We start from the raw sequence: 17,207 nt of genomic DNA, 5'->3' as shown, positions 1-17,207 counted from the left end.
CCATGCGGCATGCAAACCAAGCGGCTGATACGCACGACTCTCATCAGGAAAGCTAATCTTCTTAGTCAACAGCACTGCGCCAGCCTTACGGCCGGGTCCACTCACAACGGATTGATCACTGGCTTCTTCACGTCCGTACCTTCATACCGGCTGTTGTTCACGGCGCGGCTGATCCGGTGGAACTCCAGCTGCGTGTCGAGATGGTTGTGGAGCAGCAGCGCCTTTGCCTCACCGCCGTGCGCGTCGCCCGACAGCCACGCCTCATAGGCGTTCTCTTCGAGAATGACCGGCATTCGTCCGTGGATGTGCGCGATGTGCTCGACGGCCGGCGCCGTGATGATGGTGCAGCTGGTGACGCCCAGGTTGTCATTGTGTGCCCACAGCCCGGCAAAGCTGAAGCTCCGATGCTCCGACAAGTAGAGGAGCCAAGGGTCCTTGCCCCCGTCATCGGCGTTCTTGGTCCACTCAATGTACGCATCCGCCGGGATCAAGCAGCGCCGGTTCTTGAAGGACTCGCGAAATGCTGGGGAAGTATCGATGGCCTCGATGCGAGCGTTAAACATGGCCGCCTTAGGCACATCCTTGGCCCAGAACGGTACGAGCCACCAGCGGCCTTGATCCAGCTCGCGATTGCCCGCTCTGTCCAGGTGCAGGAACTGGATTTTTTGAGTGGGCGCGATGTTGTAGCGCGGCTGAATATTGGACGGCGCTAAAGGATACAGTTCATCGCTGAGCTTGTAGAGGGCGTGGAGATCCGCCCAGGTCATCTCGTTAGTGAAGCGACCGCACATTTCTGACTTCTTTCAGTGGGGCGCACCGCAACTACTCTCGAATGGCGATGGCGGCGCTGTGAAGGACATGGCCATTTTCGTTTATGAATGAAATCTTCATACGGCTGGCCATGACCGTTGCTGAGACAAATCCTAACGAAGCCGCGGAGAACAAAGTGCCCTTGGTAGCTTCAACCGGGTTCCGCTCCGCACTGCCTCCACTTGTTAGGAAGTGAATGCCATCCCGCTCGATGTGCTCAAGATCATGGTCATGGCCATTGATGTAGACCTGCACAGCGTGCTGCTTCAGCAAGGGCAGAACGCCATCAATTAGAGCTTGGCTGTTGCCGTGCTCCCCGCCTGAGTAGATCGGATGGTGTCCAACCACGAACTTCCATGCAGCGGGGCTGGCGGTGAGCATGGTATCGAGCCATTCCAGTTGCTCTTGAGCATCAGCGCCGGCATCGAACCAGCGGTTACCCAAGTTCACGTCCACGAGCATATTGGTGTCGAGGAAGAAGAAATCTGCCCTTGTACCGTCGGCAAGAACCTGCTGCTCGACATAATATCGGGCGGGCATGTTCCACCGTCTGCTCCGGAGCGCATAGGCCAGCTCGGCATCGGGAGCGCCGTTGTAGGCGTGGTTGCCCAGAACAACGTACCAAGGCACCTGCAGGGCCCGAGCGGAATACACATCCTCGAAAACGGTTTGCCAAAGCGGATCACCGGTGCTCGCAACGCCCTGTTCGTAGAAGTTGTCGCCGGTGGAGATGATAAAACCCACGCCGATGGCTTCGGCTTGCTCTTTCATCCGCGATGCGACCTCGATCGCATTGCTAGACAAGTCGGGTTTGCCCCAATCCCCAACGACGAGGAAGGATAGCGAAGCAGTCCGCTCATCCGCTACAGCCCGGCTGCCGAGGTAAAGGAAGGCAGCCAGCGCACATGAACGCACGACAAATTCGCGACGCGTCTGGCTCATATCTAAGCTGGCCCCATCACTGCACCCAGTGCTCCGGTATTTGCCAGCTCATTTCATTGATGAAGCGGCCGCACATGTCCTCAACTTCTCAGGTGGGCTGATCCAGATACAGGTCAATCAGAGCTCTTGCCCGGCCATGACAGACCTCTTTGCCTTCTATCTCGCTGGCCCACACACTCGTGGGAAAGGGGTTCAAGGTCGACTGTTCGGTAATGTGCGCTGTAAACCCTGCGTCTTTGGTCAGCAGGATAGCGTGGCCGCGATAAGTCGCAAGCAAGGGGCACCTCTAACTCGGCCGCAATACAGCCGGCCCCCGAGTTGTGTTTCGCAAATCAATCGAACCCCGGCAGCTCGCAGAGCATGCCCCATTCCCTGCGCCATAGCGAGTGGCTTTGCAGGCTGAGGACAACTCGGCGAAACTTCAGCTAAAACCAGCCAACGGGCGCGCTTCAAGGCATCAGGCGCCGTGTATGGGCCTTCCATTCCGGCATGCACTTTATCACCTTGGGTAATCCACTCAGGCCAGTAGATGGAAGCCACGGTCTCGGGGATCGTCAGCCCAAGCTTTTCCAGCACTGCCGTGTCGTCGCCAATGCCAACCGTGATCGCGTTGAGCGTCACCTCGTCGTCATCGGTCCATTGGTAAGGGGGTGTCATCCCCCTACGGGATCTTCTTGGAAAGTTCGGCAAGCTTGTCGATCCGCTTGCTCAACTTGGCGCGCTCGGATCGAGCCTGATCAACCGCCAGTTCTGTTCGCAGATGCTTCAGGTCAGCGTCTGCCGCGGCAAACCGGGCCTCAAGATGGCCGTTTGGAGGTGTGCTGTCTCGGCTTGCCAGGAATGCTTCAGTCTCGGCGATCAGCTTTGAGCGATCTGGGCTCGCAGGTAGGCGCTTTACTTTCTCAAGATCATCTGCAAGTCGCCGTTCCTGCTTTGCGAAGGCCTGCCTAACCCGCCCGTCATACCAATCTCTCAACCTGCGCAGCATCAGTTGCACCACCACTCTCTGCCGTTGGGCCAAGACCGGGCCAGCCGTTCCTCGATTAGGATATCGCCCACATCCCGTCCGTCTATCCTGATTGTGGCCAGCCGGCGCTTACTGCGGGTGTTGTCCAGCCCGAAGCGCTCGATGGTCCACTCATTGCTGTTGAGCAGTTCCAGTAGTCGGGCGCTTGCCTGCTTCGCTAGAGCAACTTCCTTGTCCCCACCGCAGATGCTGCTTTGCGGCTCGGGCGTGTCGAAGTCCTTCAGCCTGATGTTCTCACCTGACAACCACAGCGTGTCGCCATCCACCACACAGGTCTTGGTTGGCGTGTTTGGCTGGTTGCCGCACATCTCCAGGCGCAGGCGGGGATGAGGTTGAGCTGCCGCGGGCAGGGCAGCTTGCAGCAGCAATAAGGCGGCTAATAGCAGTGAGGCGTGTTTCATCAATCCACCGGGTCATCGTCGTTGGCGATCGGGATTTCTTCGTCCACCTCTGTGGCCGCCATGAACTCGGCAAGAGCGGTGATCAGCGTGGCAGCCGCGCTCCGGTTGACCGAGATCGGGAGAAAGCCCTGGTCCGTGTCCAGTTCCAGAATGCCAAGGTGGTGCTCCTCTACGGAGATCACGCGCACCTGGCAATCGAGCAAGCGGTTTGGTTCGTTTAAGTCGATGGTTATGTTGAGGCTCATCGCCCACGGTAGCGCGGTAGTGGAGGGGGCGGCAAGGGGCGACCTCAATGGTCGCCAGCCCGGTGCCAGACCCTGCCGATCCATGTTTGGGCACATGATACAAAAGCAGCTGCGATGGCAACGCCCCACCCCCGGCCGTTGCCGCCCGTGCTATTTTTTCAGCGCATCCGACGGCCTAGTGGACCATGGACCATCTTGTTTGCCCGACTGCTTTGCTGCAACGTGCTCTTGCGATAGTTTATCCCTCCTCGCCTGAAGGGCCGACGGCTGCTCCCCAAAGACAGCGTCCCATTCATTAAAAACCGGCTTCGATGGCTCCGCCGAATAGACCGCCCGCAACCCTCCGGAACCAAGCACATCGATGGTGACGCAGGCAAAGCCTGTCCCTCTCGCCGCCTTGAGCAGCTTGGTTACGTCACTTTGGGTAAAGCGCGCTGGAGACTTCGGCATGAGATGGCCTTACATTGATGGCGAAGTTGTCGCTGCAGAGGTGGCGTGATGTCGGACGAAGATCAGTACTCCGAGGCCATTGAGTTTTCCCAGTATGGCTTCCGTATGGCTGTCATCGACGCCAAGGGAAAAGTCACTCACCATGACAACTGGAAACCAGAAATCTTTGGGGGCGAGCTCCCGGCAGTTGGCGACTTCTTCACTACGCTCTGGGATCCGGAGAGGCCGGATCCTGAGGAGCATTACGAAGTCGTGGCAAGGTATTTCATCGGGGAATTCAAGGGGGACAATTGCTGGTGGATATTGTTGCGCGCGGCAGAGCCTAGCCAAATTGACACCCAGATGTTCGCAATAGCTCGCGAGCAGTCCGCTTACAACCGGAGGCTCAGCGGTCGCACCTACGCCGACCTGCTTGAGGTACGCAAAGCGATGAACGCCAAGAAGGCTGCCAAGGCCCGGCCGAAGAAGAAACCCGACCTTCGGTAATCAACTGCTCGCTTGTTGGCCGACTTTGGGAGCTTGATGCATGGGACTTGACCCGACCATTTCTTACGTGTTCCGGCCTGCCTCATGCGTGCTTGGATATTCCTTCGGCTCCTTTGCTCAGATGCGGGGGGACTTCAAGCATGAAGAGGATTACCGTCTCGAAATTGAAGGAGAGCTACTCACCCCGAAGCTCAAGAAACTGAAGGGCGCATCGGTCACCGTCTACGGCGCAAGGTTCGATCTAACCAAAGGACACGACGGGCAGCCTATCACTCCAATAGGGGCCATTTACCGTTCTAAAGGTTGGATCAATGCGGCCGTGTTTGTGCCAGTACCGGCAGTGGTGATGCTAGAGGCGAGAGTGACAGCGGGGCGGATCAACGAGCTGATACTGTTCGCTCCGCCCATGGTGAAGCTCAGGGCTGAGGTCACCCGAGTGAGCTTTAGATTGGGCCGTGGCAGCTTCAATAACCAGTCCGCCGACCTAACCTGATCAACATCCAGGTGATCGCGCAGTAGAAGCAAAATGCGCATCCAACGCGAAATCAGTCATCGGTGATCTACTGCCAGAAGTGCGGCGAGCCATTTGGAGCTCGCCAGATCAAGGGCCAGCATTGATCTGCTAGTCTTTGTCCTTGCCCTCATCGTCGTTTAAGCCACGGCGAGCGGCCTTGCTTATCGGCTCTACCGCTGGTGGCTCTTTACCAGTGAGGGCCTTGATTGTCTCGATGAACTGCCGCTCGCGAGCGATCGTAAAGGCAGCGTATTCATCTGCCCGCTCGAAGCGCTCCTTGGCTTCATTCATTAATGCCTTGTAAGTCCTGTCCTGTTTCTTGCGGCGATCTTCGAATTCCTGTTCGAGCGTCTCTCTCAGATGATCAAGGCCTCGGCTCAGTCCAGCTTCCCGTTCGTCCAGGGCGGCTTCTCGTTCTGCTAAGCGCCTCATCCGTAGGTCGAAGAGCTCCTGTGCTTTGTCGATAGAGGCGAGCCTCTCCGTCAAATTAGCCCTAAGCGACTCAGCTACCTGTGCGGCCTCAAGCAGGGCTGAGCTTTGATCGGTGAAACTCTCTTCCAGTCGCGCCACGATCTCTGCGTTCATCGACCGATTGTTCTCAGCAGCAGCGGTCTTCAGTCGGTCTCTCATGCCGTCTGGCATACGCAGAACGTACTTATCCTGAGGCTGAAGGGGTTCACGCGCCATCTCGAAATCACCAGGTTGTGGATAGTGGCTGATAGCCAGCAGTAATCGTTTGACCGATAGATGGCTTTAAGCCATGGTGCAATCGTGGCTAAAAGCCATGGTTAAATAGAGGTCAACGGAGTGACTGCCCAGACAGCGACCGACAAAATGAACCTTCGCCTGCCCGCCGGGTTGCGCGACAAGATTAGGCAAGCGGCAAGCGTCAATCGCCGCACGATGAACGCCGAGGCGGTATTTCGCCTCGAGCGCGACTTCCAGAATGAGAAAAGCCCGGCCGGGACTGCCATCCCGCCGAGCCATGATCAAAACCACCCCACGGAAAAGCACGGAGGCAATGATGCCTAACTATAGCGCTCCCCTTGAAGGAAATCCACCTGCACAGATCGGGAACGTGCCGATCGACAACCCTGTCGCCTTCAAGGGCAAGCCGGTGATGACCACAGAGCTAATGGCCACCAGCTTCGGCGCCGGGATCAAGCAGATATCGGACAACTTCGCCAACAATGCCGCCCGGTTCGCCGAAGGGGTTCACTTCTATAAGGTAGAAGGCGAAGATCTCCGCACTCTGAAGAACAGACCCGATTTTATCGGGTCTGTGGGCAAGCAGGCCCGGAGCCTTCTCCTGTGGACAGAGCGCGGCGTTGCCCGGCATGCCAAGATCCTGGACACGGACACAGCCTGGGAAATCTTCGAGCAGCTCGAGGACACCTACTTCGCCGTAAAGGCTAGCCAGGCACCCGCGAAGCGCAGCGCGCAGCTGCGGGAGGTCGAGCAGGTGTTCGGCATCACGGCGCGCATCGCCAAGCTTGCCGGTTTGAAGGACAATGCGGCCGTCTTGTCGGCCGCACTGGCCACCAAGCGCGAGACCGGAACGGACCCGCTGGAAATTGTCGGACGCATCCACCTTCCGGCACCGACTGATGAGGTGATGATCAATCCCAAAACCATCGGCGAGCAGATCGACGGCCGCAGTGCTCAGACTGTGAACAAGGATCTGATCAGCATCGGTTTTCAAACACCTTTCCGCGATGCCAAGAACGATCTTCACTACGAGCCGACCGACAAAGGTCTGGCGGCTGGTGCGCGGATGATGGACACTGGCAAGCGGCAAGGCGGTCGCATGATCCAGCAGCTGCTTTGGCCAAGGAGCATCGTCGACATCTTGCGCGCCAGAATTGCTGGGGGTGGCAAGTGACAGTGCTCCCCACCCTCTACATGGCCGGCTGGACGATCCTCGACTATGAGCTCGCCTTCGATGGTATCCGCCACCTCAACGACGCCGCCGTGTGGCTCCAGAACCAGCCGCGCTCCTTAAACTCAAAGCAGGGCGAGTACCATCGCGGTGCTGACCTGATCGTGCGGGTAGGGGAGGAGTGGTGCGCCAACGCGATCGATGACGTGGTGAACAGCCTCCGCGTCATTCGCTTCCAGGATCCAGACGACGATGACCGACGCATCCGGCTGATCATCCGGTATGAGGCGGACTACGGCGCGTCCGGCACTCCCGTAGCTGAGCTGATCCAGATGGCGCTGCAGCAGCAAGCTCAAGCCGCATAAGCGATATCGCCCAGCCGATATCGGAGCACGAAGCCCCGGCTGAAAAGTCGGGGTTTTGCGTCAGAAGTAGCCTTTGGGTTTGGCAATCTCTATCGCACGCTCTTGAGCCTGCCACCGCTGAAGGGGAGTGAGCTTGGTCTTGGTTGCGCCTGCCTCTTCGTCACTGCAGACGGCTATGGTGCCGTCCGGCCCAATCTCAACCCGCGAGATCTTAAGGCCAGCGGCGGTGGCCCCTTTGATGGCCCTAGTTACGTCGGCGGCGGTGAACTTTGTCATTCCAGACGCTCCTGTTTTCTAGACGAAGATGCTATTTGTCCTTTGATTTCAACGGGCTTCTTATTGCCTCTAGACACCCTAAGCCGCGGCGGCAATACGGTTAAGCTCGGTATCATAATCCGTGTGTCCCCAGTTCAAATCTGGGCTTCGCTACCAATCAAAACCCCCGGGCAACCGGGGGTTTTTTGTTGCCTTCTGTCCGGATGGTGTGCCGGGCCCATCACTTGCCGGCCAGGAGGGGGAAGATGGTTTCGCCTTCCACCATGGTCACGCCGATTTCGAGTTGCTGCACGGCGCGCTCGCCGTCCATATGATGCACCAGAAGCCGCACCGCCCCCCGGCCGATTGCTTCACGATCCACGCGCGACCGGGGTAGAATATTCTATTCGCCGCTGGGGCACACCGCCGATGAGCTGGCGGTGTCGGTACGCGAAATCCTGCGGCGAGGGCTGCTTTGGGCGACGCGCTAGAGGGGGGCGCGAGAAGGATTGGGCTTTACGGTTGGCGCGGCTTGGCTATATCAACATTCTTGATATCGTTGCCACAGTGAGCGCCTGCCATGGCCGGAAATTTCCTCGTCGTTGATCCCCAGGAGGATATGGCCGTGATCCGGGGGCTGGCTTCGCCGGTGCGGGCGCAGATCCTCAAGATCCTGCAAGGGGGGGCGCTCAACGTCAACGAAATTGCGGCGCGGCTGGAGCTGCCGCAATCAACGGTGTCGACCAATGTGCAGATCCTCGAGGAAGCGGGGTTGATCGCCACCGAGGCGCAAAAGGCGCGCAAGGGCAGTCAGAAGATTTGCCGCTCGACCTTTGAGGAAGTGCTGATCCGCTTCAAGGAACCGTCGGCGCAGATCAGTGACAAGACCATCGAAGTATCCATGCCGCTAGGGCTTTATACGGGGTTCGAGGTGACCGCGCCTTGTGGAATTTGCTCAAGCGAGGGGGTGATCGGGCTCCTCGATGTACCCGATACATTTCTTGATCCAGACCGGATGAAAGCGGGGCTGTTGTGGCTGACGCGCGGGCATGTGGAATACCAGTTCCCCAACAATTCCAAGCTGACGCGAGGAGAAGTTGAAGCGATCGAGATTTCGCTTGAGCTGTCCTCGGAAGTGCCAGGCACGTCGGCCGATTGGCCCTCCGACATTACGCTAACGCTTAACGGCAAGGCAGTGGGCACCTGGACCAGTCCTGGCGATTTCGGCGACAAGCGCGGGGTTTATACGCCGCAATGGTGGAAGCTCAAGGGCAGCCAATACGGCAAGCTCAAGACCTGGCGAACCTCCGCGGAAGGCACGTTTGTCGATGGGGTGCGGATCTCGCCAGTAACGCTGGATGACCTCGACCTGACTTCGCACCATTCCATTCGCGTGCGGATTGGCGTCGAGGAAAGCGCCCATCATCCCGGTGGTATGAATATCTTCGGGCGCGGCTTTGGCAATTATGACCAGGACATAGTGCTGCGGTTGATTTTGCGCTAACGCGCCGCTTCCCGGTTGACGCGGGACCGCTTCTTGGCTCTAGTAACCGAAAGTTCTGATACAAATCAGACAATCGGCACAAGAGGGAGAGAGTTGTGCGCGCCAGCGTTATTGCCAACCGGGACTATGTGATTTCCGAGATCGACAATCGAATCTACGGAGCGTTTCTCGAGCATCTTGGCCGGGCCATTTATTCGGGCATCTATGAGCCCGATCATCCAACCGCTGACAAGAACGGCATGCGGGCCGATGTGGCCGAGCTGGTCCGGGCGCTCGATGTGCCAATGGTGCGCTATCCTGGGGGCAACTTCGTTTCCGCCTATAACTGGGAGGACGGGATCGGCCCTCGGGAGCAACGACCCACCCGGCTGGACTTGGCCTGGCACACTTCGGAGAGTAACCAGGTCGGCATTCACGAATTTGCCGACTGGTGCGAGACGGTTGGCACCCAGATGATGCTGGCAGTCAATCTGGGTTCGCGCGGGCTCGAGGAAGCGCGTAATTTCGTTGAATACGTGAACGGACCTACGGGCAGCTATTGGGGGGATCTGCGCAAGAAGAACGGACGGGCGGACCCTTGGGACGTCAAGATGTGGTGCCTGGGCAATGAGATGGACGGGCCTTGGCAGATCGGCCACAAAACAGCGGACGAATATGGGCGCCTCGCCAGTGAAACCGCCAAGGCGCTGCGCGCTTTTGACAGTTCGCTCGAACTCATCGCCTGCGGGTCATCGCACTCCAACATGCCCACCTATCCCGAGTGGGAGCGGGTGGTGTTGGAGCACACCTATGAAACGGTCGACCACATCTCGCTGCATATGTATTCGTCCAATTACGACAAGCACACGCCCGGTTACCTCGCGCACAATGTCAAGCTCGAGGCCTATATCAGCACGGTTGCCGCCACGATCGACTATGTGAAGGCCAAGAAGCGCAGCAAGCGCCAGGTGACGATCGCGTTTGATGAGTGGAATGTCTGGTATCATTCGCGCAAGCAGGACCGGGCGATCCTTGACGGCAAGCATGGCTGGCCGCATGCGCCAGCGCTGCTGGAAGACATCTATAATTTTGAGGATGTGCTGCAGGTCGGGTGTTGCCTCAACACCTTTATCCGCAAGTCCGACGTGGTCAAGCTCGCCTGCATTGCCCAACTGGTCAATGTTATTGCTCCGATCATGACTGAGCCGGGCGGCAGGTCCTGGAAGCAGACCACCTATTATCCGCTGTATTTCGCATCCATGTTCGGACGGGGCCGGGCGCTCAACCTCGTCGCGCGCTGCCCCAGCTACGAAGTCGAACTGATTGGGGAAATCCCCTATCTCGATGTGGCCGGGGTGGAAAACGAGGCCGAGGGCACGCTCACTTTCTTCCTCGTCAACCGCAATGGCGAAGAGGAACTCGACGTCGAGCTGTCTTTGCAAGGCTACCGCGATGCAAGGGTGCTCGAGCACCAGGTGATGACCCACGACGATCTGAACGCCGTCAACACTGCAGCAAACCCGGATAATGTGGCCCCAAGACAAGGGCAGGGCGCAGTTGCGGGGGAGGACAAGCTGAGTGTGAGCCTTCCGCCGCATTCCTATCAGATGGTGCGGGTCAGCGTCGCTCGCGGTTAGAATCAGGTTTGCGGGTATGTATGGCGTGGAGCGGCGCATTCTCCACCCAGGTGGAAACAGTCGAGGCGATTGACCCCTACACCGTCAAGTTCACGCTCAAAGCACCCAACTCGCGCTTCCACTCTGTCTTTTCAGTGCGCTGGAACGGGGCCTGGATCATGCCCGAGCATGTGTTCAGCCAAGTCGACAATGTGCTCGAATTCGACTTCAACCCACCTGTAACGCTAGGTGCTTATACCCTCAACAGCTTTGATCCCAATGGCACCTGGTATATCTGGGACAAGCGCGAGGATTGGCAGAACACAATGCTGGGCCTCGTGGGCGAACCCACGCCCGAACACGTCGTGTACCGCAACAATATCAATATCGATAACCGGCTGATCGAGATGCGAAACGGCAATCTCGACATGATCCACGATCTTTCGCCCGAAGGCACCTTCTCCATCATCGCCGAGGACGAGAACGCCAAGGGCTGGTTCCCGGGCTTCCCCTATGCTCATCCGGACCCGACGCTGCCCAGCGTGATCTTCAACACGCAAAACGAGAAGTTCCAAGACAAGCGCGTGCGCTGGGCCCTGGCGCTAATGCTGGACGCACGGGCAATCTCCATGGCCAGCTATCGGGGCGCAGCAACGCTGTCGCCGATCGCCATTCCGCCCACCGGCACTCATCCGCAGGATTATCATGGGCCGATGCAGCAATGGCAGATCGATTATCAGCTCGATACCGGCAGCCGCACCATCCAGCCCTATGATCCCAATGTCGGCTTGCAGATCGCTGAAATGGTTCACCCGCAATATGGTGACCAGGTGCCGACTGATGAGGGGGCCATCCGCAACGCCTTTGGCTATGGCTGGTGGAAGCAGGATGTGCAGGCGGCAACCGAGCTGCTGGAAGCGGCCGGGTTCACCCGCAACGGCAACCAGTGGATGATGCCGGATGGGCAACCCTTTGCCTTTACCCTGCTGATCCCGTCCGATGGCGTGATCAATCGCGCCGGCACCATGGTCGCCCAGAACTGGAACCAGAATGGGGTGCAGGTTGGGAAGTCCGGGCGGTGGACGACATCACCATGAGCGTGCGCCGCAACGAGGTTTATGGCATTGCGGGGGAAAGCTCTTCGGGCAAGACGAGCTTCATCAAGGTGCTGGCGGCGGCGATCCGGCCGCCGCTGCGCATCATCGAGGGGGTGGTGCGCTATGACTTCGATGGGCTCACCGTCGATGTGGCGAGTGCCGATAAGGCGCAGATTGAGGCGATCCGCTGGCGGTATCTGTCCTATATCATGCAGGGCTCGATGAGCGTGCTTAACCCAGTGCGCCGGATCGGCAAGATCTTCGATGATTATGCCGCCCGTCCGCTGGGCCTCAAGGGCGACGAGTTGCGCGAGCGGGTGGTGACGCATCTGGGGCGCCTGAAGCTCGGGCCCGAGGTGCTCAATGCTTACCCACATGAATTATCGGGCGGGATGCGCCAGCGGGTTACCATCGGGTTGGCGACAGTGTGCCACCCGCAGTTCATCATCGCCGACGAGCCGACCACGGCACTCGATGTGGTTGTGCAAAAGGAAGTGCTCGGGCTGATCCGGGAAATCCAGCAGGAGATGGGCTCTTCCGTGGTGTTCGTGACGCATGACATGAGCGTTCATGCCAATGTCGCTGATCGTGTCGGGATCATCTATGCCGGGCGGCTCGTGGAAGAGGGGCCGACCCGGGAGATGTTCTTCCAACCCAAGCACCCCTATACCGCCCATCTGGTGGCAAGCCTGCCACGCATCGGCGACACGGTGCAGCGGCCAGCGCTCGAGGGGAGGCCGCCCAATTTGGCGGAGCCGCCGTCTGGGTGCCGGTTCAATCCGCGCTGTCCTTTGGCGGCGGACAAATGCCGGCAGGAGGCGCCACCCCTGGAAACGGTCGCGCCCGACCACCGCACAGCTTGCTGGCGCTGGCGCGATGTGGAGCCGCTCGTCGCGCCAGCCGTCAAGCTAAGGGAGCCGGCATGAGCGATCTTCTCGACGTCAGCCATGTCAGCAAGCGCTATGCGATGGGCGGACTGTTTGGCCGCAAAATGGTCGATGCGGTTCAGGATGCCAGTTTTTCGCTCGCGCTCGACACGCCCGAGATCTTTACCGTGATCGGGGAAAGCGGATCGGGCAAAACCACGCTGGCTCGCATGATCCTGGGGCTGGAAACCCCCACGAGCGGGGAAATCCGCTTTCGCGGCAAGACGATCAGCCATCATGTGAGCCGGGCCGAGCGGCAGGCCTTCATGGCCAAGGTGCAGCCCGTGTTCCAAAACCCGTTCGAAGCGTTTAACCCGCTCAAGCGGGTCGATCGTTACCTGGAGTCCACGGCGCGGCAGTTCCTGGGGTTGAGGCAGCGTGGGGAGATCGATGCCGCTATGGACGAGGCGCTGCAAAAGGTCGGGCTGAGCCTTGCGGAAGTGCGAGGCCGGTTCCCCCATGAGTTGAGCGGGGGACAGTTGCAGCGGGCGGCAATCGCGCGGGCGCTGATCCCCAATCCGGCGCTGCTGATCGCCGACGAGCCCGTCAGCATGGTGGACGCGTCTCTGCGCATGTCGATCGTCAACCTGCTGCGCTCCTTGCGGGACGACTTGCGGGTGTCGGTGATCTACATCACCCACGACCTCGCCACTGCCTATTATATTTCGGACCGCCTGATCATCATGCAAAAGGGCATGGTGGTCGAAATGGGGCCAGCCCGAGTGGTGCTGGATGCACCCGAGCATCCCTATTCACGGCTGCTCAAGGCCTCGGTGCTCGATCCCGCCGATGCGGGTGACGGGCAGCTCGAACCGGCCCGGGACTTAATGGAGCTAAGCCAGAAGGCTCTCAGCGACAGGGGCAAGTTGCTCGAGCGTCCCGATGGGCGGCTGGTGCGCAGCCCCGAACTGGTAGCGGGTTAGCCCTGCGGAGCCGGGGCGCGGTGCTGCTGTCACGCGGGGCGGGATATGCTAGGGAGTGGGCCTTGTTAAACCCAAGTCCGGATGCCGATGTCCCGCACCGAACGCCTGCTTGATCTGCTGCAATTGCTGCGCAATCGGCGCAGCCCCGTTGCGGGTGAGCAGTTGGCCCAGGATCTGCGTATTTCGATCCGCACTCTGTATCGCGATATCGCGACACTGCAGGCGCAGGGGGCCGATATCCGTGGTGAGCCCGGGCTCGGTTATGTGCTGCGGCCCGGCTTTACCCTGCCGCCGCTGATGTTCTCGGCTGAGGAAATCGAAGCGCTGGTGCTCGGTTCGCGCTGGGTGGAGCAGCGTCGCGAGGATCCGAGGCTGAGCGCGGCGGCGGCGAGCCTTTTAAGTAAAGTCAGCGCCGTCTTGCCTGACACCATCCGCGATGCTGTGGAAGCGACGAGCCTCCTCGTCGCGCGCAGCGATGTGGTGCCCACTATTGTGGATCTGGGAGCGATCCGTGCCGCTATTCGGGGCCAGAACAAGCTCGCACTTGCCTATGACAAAGGTGATGGCGCCGGCTCCGAGCGCGTCGTTTGGCCCTTCGCCGTGGCGTTCTTCGAGCACGTGCGGGTGGTGCTGGCGTGGTGCGAGCTGCGGCAGGATTTCCGGGCATTCCGGCTCGATCGGATCACGCGGCTCGACGTGCTGCCCGACCGATACGCGGCGCGGCGCGCGGCGCTGCTCAAGCAGTGGCGAGAGCGCGAAGGAATCCGCCACCCCGACCCTGCCGGAAACTGACAGTCCGGTGCCGTAGGTCTGGCTCCAGCTAAAAAGGAGCTAGACGATGCGTGTGTTGAATTATCTGTTGCTGGCGGTGGCCGATACCGAAGCGAGCGCCGAGCTGTACCAGAAGCTGCTGGGCGTCGCGCCGGTGCAGAACCGGTCGGGATTTGCCTTGTTCGTGCTGCCCAACGGCATGAAGATCGGGCTTTGGGCCAAGGACCAGATCCAGCCGGCGCCCAAGCCGGTCGGCGGCAGCGAGATCTCCTTTACCGAAGGCAGCCGCGAGGACTTGCTGGCCACTTACCGACACTGGCAGGCGCTGGGCCTGACCGTCCTGCAGGAGCCGGTCGAGCTGCCCTTCGGCTTCACCTTTGTCGCCGAAGATCCCGATGGGCACCTGCTCCGCCCGTTTGTGCCGGCTGCCAGGCCAAGCTGAGGTGTAAGCGTGTTCTGGCGCCGGTGGGCGGCGCCAGAGCAAGGGCAAGGGGTTAGACCGTGGCCCAGCCGCCCGATTTCTCGCTGACAAAAATGGCATCGAGCACTTTCATCGAGCTGATTGCGTCCTCGACTCCCCAGGGCAGGGGCTGTTCGCCAAGCACGGCAAGGGCGAAGGCTTCGGCCTGTTCGGTATATTGATCGCAGGCGGGCAGGATTTCACGCCGGGCGAGGGAGCCATCAAATGGCGCGCCGGTGTCGACCGTGATTGCCGTCCGCTCGTTGGCGGGAGCGTTGTAGGGGACGATGATTTCAAGCTTTGCCTTGGTGCCCAGCACCGTAACGCTCTGCTCGCCGGTGAGCTGGGTCGAACAGACGAAATTGAGCTGCCGGCCACCGCCGAAATCCATCAGGACGCTGGCCAGGCGGTCGGTGCCGAATTGCGGATCTCGCTCGACGAGGGACACGACCCGCTGGGGTTCGGCCTCAAACAGGAAGCGGCCGGTCGTGACTGGATAGCAGCCGATATCCATGATGCCGCCGCCGCCGATATCGGCTTGGTTGCGCACATTGGCAGGGTCGGCGTTGAAGTAGGTGAAAACCGCATTGATGGCGCGCACCTCGCCCAGTTCGCCCGAGCGGATGATCTCGCGTGCCCGCAGCCATTGCGGATGAAAGCGGATCATGAAGGCCTCGAGCACGATGCAGCCGGATGGAATCTGGCGCAGCTGTTCGGCCTCGGCAGCCGAGAGAGCAATGGGCTTCTCGCAGAGCACATGCTTGCCCGCCTGGGCGGCAGCCAGGGTCATGGGGACATGGAGGTGATTGGGCAGCGGGTTGTAGATCGCGTCGATGTCGGGATCGGCAAAAAGCTCCTCGTAAGAGCCATAAGCCTTGAGAATACCCAGCTTTGCCGCGGCAGCCTGCGCCTTGCCGAGGTCACGCGAAGCGATGGCCACCACTTCCGAATGGGCCGAGCGCATGATGGCGGGCGTCACCTTTTCCATGCCGATATTAGCCGTCGACAAAATGCCCCAACGAATCTTCTTCAACGGCTCTCTCCTTGGCCTTGGTTCCGGGCTGGCGCGAAGCGAGGGCTGCGACCGGCTCGTCGCGCCTGCAACGTGGTGCCAGTGATAGCGGCAGGCCGCGCCGCCGCCAAGCGCTGTTGAAGCAGGCGCTGCGTGGTTGACAAAAGGCCTTCGAGATCGACCATTAGCGAGGTTCGGCCGCCAAGCGGTTCGAGAGGGCGCAACGTCGCCATGGGAGGACTGTGGATGAAGGTTTGGCAGAGCTGGCGCGACACCGTTAGGAGCATGCGTGGGCAAGACCCTGCCGGCAGAGTAGGACACTAGCATGGCACGTATTGCTTATCTGACGACGATTGATTTCGGGGTGGGGGAGCTGGCTTCGCTGCCAGCCGCCTTGGCCGATCTCAAGATCACCCGGCCGCTGCTCGTGTCGGATCGCGGTATCGCCGCGTCCGGGCTGCTCGCGCGGGTGGAGAGCTTGCTGCCCGAGGGGAGCGCAGTGTTTCTTGATACGCCGCCCAACCCCACCGAAAGCGCAGTCGATGCGGCGCTGGTGGCGTACCGCACCGGCAATTGCAACGGCGTGGTGGCGCTGGGCGGCGGTTCACCCATCGACCTCGCCAAAGGTGTTGCGCTGCTGGCGACCCATCCAGGTAGTCTGGAGCAATATGCGGCGATTTATGGCGGGCTGGAGCGGATCACCACCGCAGTGGCGCCGACAATTGCTATTCCCACGACGGCCGGAACCGGCGCGGAAGTAGGCCGAGCGGCGCTGCTGACGCTGGAGGATGGCCGCAAGCTCGGGATCATCAGCCCGCATCTGATCCCGCGCCGCGCCATTTGCGACCCCGAGCTGACGCTGGGGCTGCCGCCTTACCTGACGGCGGCGACGGGGCTCGATGCATTGTCCCACTGCATCGAAACGTTCTTTTCTCCGCGCTTCAATCCAACAGCCGAGGCCATCGCGCTCGACGGGGCGGGGCGGGTATGGCGAAATCTGCCGCTGGCCTTTGCCAATGGGGCAGATATCGGGGCGCGCACCGAGGTGATGCTTGGGGCGCTGCATGGCGGGCTCTCGTTCCAGAAGGGCTTGGGGGCAGTGCATTCACTGAGCCACGCTCTAGGCGGATTGAAGGATCTCAAACTTCATCATGGCACACTGAATGCCATCCTGATGCCGCTCGTGGTCCGGTTCAACGCGCCTGCTGTGGCCGACAAGCTCGAGCGGCTCAAAGCGGCAATGGGTCTCGGCCCAGATGAAGATCTTGCCGATACCCTCGAGGCGCTAAATCGCTCATTTGGTCTGCCGACGGGGCTCGCGCAGATGGGCCTGCGCCGTGACCAGTTTGATTGGGTCATCGAGCGGGCACTCGCCGATCACAGCCATCCCACCAATCCACGGGAGGCGTCGGCCGAGGACTACCGCGCCATTCTGGAAGCGGCCATGGCGGATGGTGCAGTCACCCAATCCGCTTAACGGCCCCGGGATCGGGTCTAGACAACACCCAAGTTTTTGCGGGCGCCAAACGCGCCTGCCTGGAGGAA

Annotated in this window: 23 protein-coding genes; 13 read left to right on the top strand and 10 right to left on the bottom strand. The window is 60.2% G+C overall.

Translation table 11 applies throughout. The features are described from left to right. Positions 1–101 precede the first annotated feature (101 nt). The 6 genes from AC3YOG_RS13935 to AC3YOG_RS13910 form a co-directional block, all read right to left on the bottom strand. On the bottom strand, positions 102–791 hold the full coding sequence (locus tag AC3YOG_RS13935) for an SOS response-associated peptidase (RefSeq protein ID WP_489935507.1): 690 nt from the start codon (positions 789–791) through the stop codon (positions 102–104). Between the two features lie 31 nt (positions 792–822). Continuing rightward, positions 823–1,752 (bottom strand): purple acid phosphatase family protein, encoded by a 930-nt coding sequence (locus tag AC3YOG_RS13930; RefSeq protein WP_489935506.1) that lies wholly within the window; start codon positions 1,750–1,752, stop codon positions 823–825. A 661-nt stretch (positions 1,753–2,413) separates the two neighbouring features. Further along, positions 2,414–2,749: a hypothetical protein gene (locus tag AC3YOG_RS13925; protein ID WP_489935505.1), complete on the bottom strand. Its 336-nt coding sequence runs from the start codon at positions 2,747–2,749 to the stop codon at positions 2,414–2,416. Further along, positions 2,740–3,180 (bottom strand): thermonuclease family protein, encoded by a 441-nt coding sequence (locus AC3YOG_RS13920; RefSeq protein WP_489935504.1) that lies wholly within the window; start codon positions 3,178–3,180, stop codon positions 2,740–2,742. The genes AC3YOG_RS13925 and AC3YOG_RS13920 overlap by 10 nt, the downstream gene beginning before the upstream one ends. After that, the gene (locus AC3YOG_RS13915) at positions 3,180–3,425 is read right to left on the bottom strand and encodes a hypothetical protein (protein WP_172123249.1); all 246 of its coding nucleotides are present in this window, start codon (positions 3,423–3,425) and stop codon (positions 3,180–3,182) included. The genes AC3YOG_RS13920 and AC3YOG_RS13915 overlap by 1 nt, the downstream gene beginning before the upstream one ends. Positions 3,426–3,575: 150 nt before the next feature. Then, positions 3,576–3,875: a hypothetical protein gene (locus AC3YOG_RS13910; protein WP_489935503.1), complete on the bottom strand. Its 300-nt coding sequence runs from the start codon at positions 3,873–3,875 to the stop codon at positions 3,576–3,578. A gap of 48 nt (positions 3,876–3,923) precedes the next feature. Between AC3YOG_RS13910 and AC3YOG_RS13905 the strand changes: the two genes are divergently transcribed. Together AC3YOG_RS13905 and AC3YOG_RS13900 are read left to right on the top strand one after the other, a co-directional pair. Continuing rightward, positions 3,924–4,361: a hypothetical protein gene (locus AC3YOG_RS13905; protein WP_489935502.1), complete on the top strand. Its 438-nt coding sequence runs from the start codon at positions 3,924–3,926 to the stop codon at positions 4,359–4,361. Positions 4,362–4,401: 40 nt separating this feature from the next. Continuing rightward, on the top strand, positions 4,402–4,854 hold the full coding sequence (locus AC3YOG_RS13900) for a hypothetical protein (RefSeq protein ID WP_489935501.1): 453 nt from the start codon (positions 4,402–4,404) through the stop codon (positions 4,852–4,854). A 129-nt stretch (positions 4,855–4,983) separates the two neighbouring features. Here the strand turns inward: AC3YOG_RS13900 and AC3YOG_RS13895 are convergent, their stop codons facing one another. Further along, entirely contained in the window at positions 4,984–5,562 is a 579-nt protein-coding gene (locus tag AC3YOG_RS13895) for an Arc family DNA-binding protein (RefSeq protein WP_489935500.1), read from the bottom strand. Positions 5,563–5,682: 120 nt separating this feature from the next. Between AC3YOG_RS13895 and AC3YOG_RS13890 the strand changes: the two genes are divergently transcribed. Genes AC3YOG_RS13890 through AC3YOG_RS13880 form a run of 3 tightly spaced genes read left to right on the top strand, consistent with a single transcriptional unit; the run spans position 5,683 to position 7,119 of the window. Beyond that, positions 5,683–5,907, top strand: a complete 225-nt coding sequence (locus tag AC3YOG_RS13890) for an Arc family DNA-binding protein (RefSeq protein ID WP_489935499.1) — start codon at positions 5,683–5,685, stop codon at positions 5,905–5,907. Between the two features lie 46 nt (positions 5,908–5,953). Continuing rightward, positions 5,954–6,757: an ORF6N domain-containing protein gene (locus AC3YOG_RS13885; RefSeq protein ID WP_489935498.1), complete on the top strand. Its 804-nt coding sequence runs from the start codon at positions 5,954–5,956 to the stop codon at positions 6,755–6,757. Next, complete coding sequence (locus AC3YOG_RS13880; RefSeq protein ID WP_489935497.1) at positions 6,754–7,119, top strand: hypothetical protein; 366 nt, start codon at positions 6,754–6,756, stop codon at positions 7,117–7,119. The genes AC3YOG_RS13885 and AC3YOG_RS13880 overlap by 4 nt, the downstream gene beginning before the upstream one ends. 60 nt (positions 7,120–7,179) lie before the next feature. Here the strand turns inward: AC3YOG_RS13880 and AC3YOG_RS13875 are convergent, their stop codons facing one another. Continuing rightward, positions 7,180–7,395 carry a hypothetical protein gene (locus AC3YOG_RS13875; protein ID WP_489935496.1) on the bottom strand — a complete coding sequence of 72 codons (216 nt, stop codon included), beginning with the start codon at positions 7,393–7,395 and terminating at the stop codon, positions 7,180–7,182. 220 nt (positions 7,396–7,615) lie between these two features. Then, positions 7,616–7,756: a hypothetical protein gene (locus tag AC3YOG_RS13870; RefSeq protein WP_489935495.1), complete on the bottom strand. Its 141-nt coding sequence runs from the start codon at positions 7,754–7,756 to the stop codon at positions 7,616–7,618. A gap of 198 nt (positions 7,757–7,954) precedes the next feature. Between AC3YOG_RS13870 and AC3YOG_RS13865 the strand changes: the two genes are divergently transcribed. The 7 genes from AC3YOG_RS13865 to AC3YOG_RS13835 all read left to right on the top strand — a co-directional run bounded on the left by AC3YOG_RS13865 (position 7,955) and on the right by AC3YOG_RS13835 (position 14,632). After that, positions 7,955–8,878 (top strand): ArsR/SmtB family transcription factor, encoded by a 924-nt coding sequence (locus tag AC3YOG_RS13865; protein WP_489935494.1) that lies wholly within the window; start codon positions 7,955–7,957, stop codon positions 8,876–8,878. 95 nt (positions 8,879–8,973) lie between these two features. Then, a complete protein-coding gene (arfA, locus tag AC3YOG_RS13860; protein ID WP_489935493.1) occupies positions 8,974–10,494 on the top strand; it encodes an arabinosylfuranosidase ArfA in 1,521 nt (506 codons plus the stop codon). Positions 10,495–10,514: 20 nt separating this feature from the next. Further along, a complete protein-coding gene (locus tag AC3YOG_RS13855; protein WP_489935492.1) occupies positions 10,515–11,570 on the top strand; it encodes an ABC transporter substrate-binding protein in 1,056 nt (351 codons plus the stop codon). After that, the gene (locus AC3YOG_RS13850; RefSeq protein ID WP_489935915.1) at positions 11,513–12,496 is read left to right on the top strand and encodes an ABC transporter ATP-binding protein; all 984 of its coding nucleotides are present in this window, start codon (positions 11,513–11,515) and stop codon (positions 12,494–12,496) included. Before AC3YOG_RS13855 ends, AC3YOG_RS13850 begins: the two co-directional genes overlap by 58 nt. Next, positions 12,493–13,419, top strand: a complete 927-nt coding sequence (locus AC3YOG_RS13845; protein ID WP_489935491.1) for an ABC transporter ATP-binding protein — start codon at positions 12,493–12,495, stop codon at positions 13,417–13,419. The genes AC3YOG_RS13850 and AC3YOG_RS13845 overlap by 4 nt, the downstream gene beginning before the upstream one ends. Before the next feature lie 87 nt (positions 13,420–13,506). Then, complete coding sequence (locus tag AC3YOG_RS13840) at positions 13,507–14,211, top strand: helix-turn-helix transcriptional regulator (protein WP_489935490.1); 705 nt, start codon at positions 13,507–13,509, stop codon at positions 14,209–14,211. A gap of 46 nt (positions 14,212–14,257) precedes the next feature. Then, positions 14,258–14,632 (top strand): VOC family protein, encoded by a 375-nt coding sequence (locus tag AC3YOG_RS13835; RefSeq protein WP_489935489.1) that lies wholly within the window; start codon positions 14,258–14,260, stop codon positions 14,630–14,632. 52 nt (positions 14,633–14,684) lie between these two features. On the opposite strand, the gene AC3YOG_RS13830 is transcribed toward AC3YOG_RS13835, so the two are convergent. Beyond that, positions 14,685–15,683 carry a Gfo/Idh/MocA family protein gene (locus tag AC3YOG_RS13830; RefSeq protein ID WP_489935488.1) on the bottom strand — a complete coding sequence of 333 codons (999 nt, stop codon included), beginning with the start codon at positions 15,681–15,683 and terminating at the stop codon, positions 14,685–14,687. 304 nt (positions 15,684–15,987) lie between these two features. Here AC3YOG_RS13830 and AC3YOG_RS13825 point away from each other — a divergent pair, with 304 nt between their 5' ends. After that, on the top strand, positions 15,988–17,139 hold the full coding sequence (locus AC3YOG_RS13825; RefSeq protein WP_489935487.1) for an iron-containing alcohol dehydrogenase: 1,152 nt from the start codon (positions 15,988–15,990) through the stop codon (positions 17,137–17,139). Positions 17,140–17,207: the final 68 nt, after the last annotated feature.

The organism is Devosia sp. Z6_126 (genome assembly GCF_058133495.1).
This window is presented reverse-complemented; position numbering and strand designations above follow the sequence as displayed.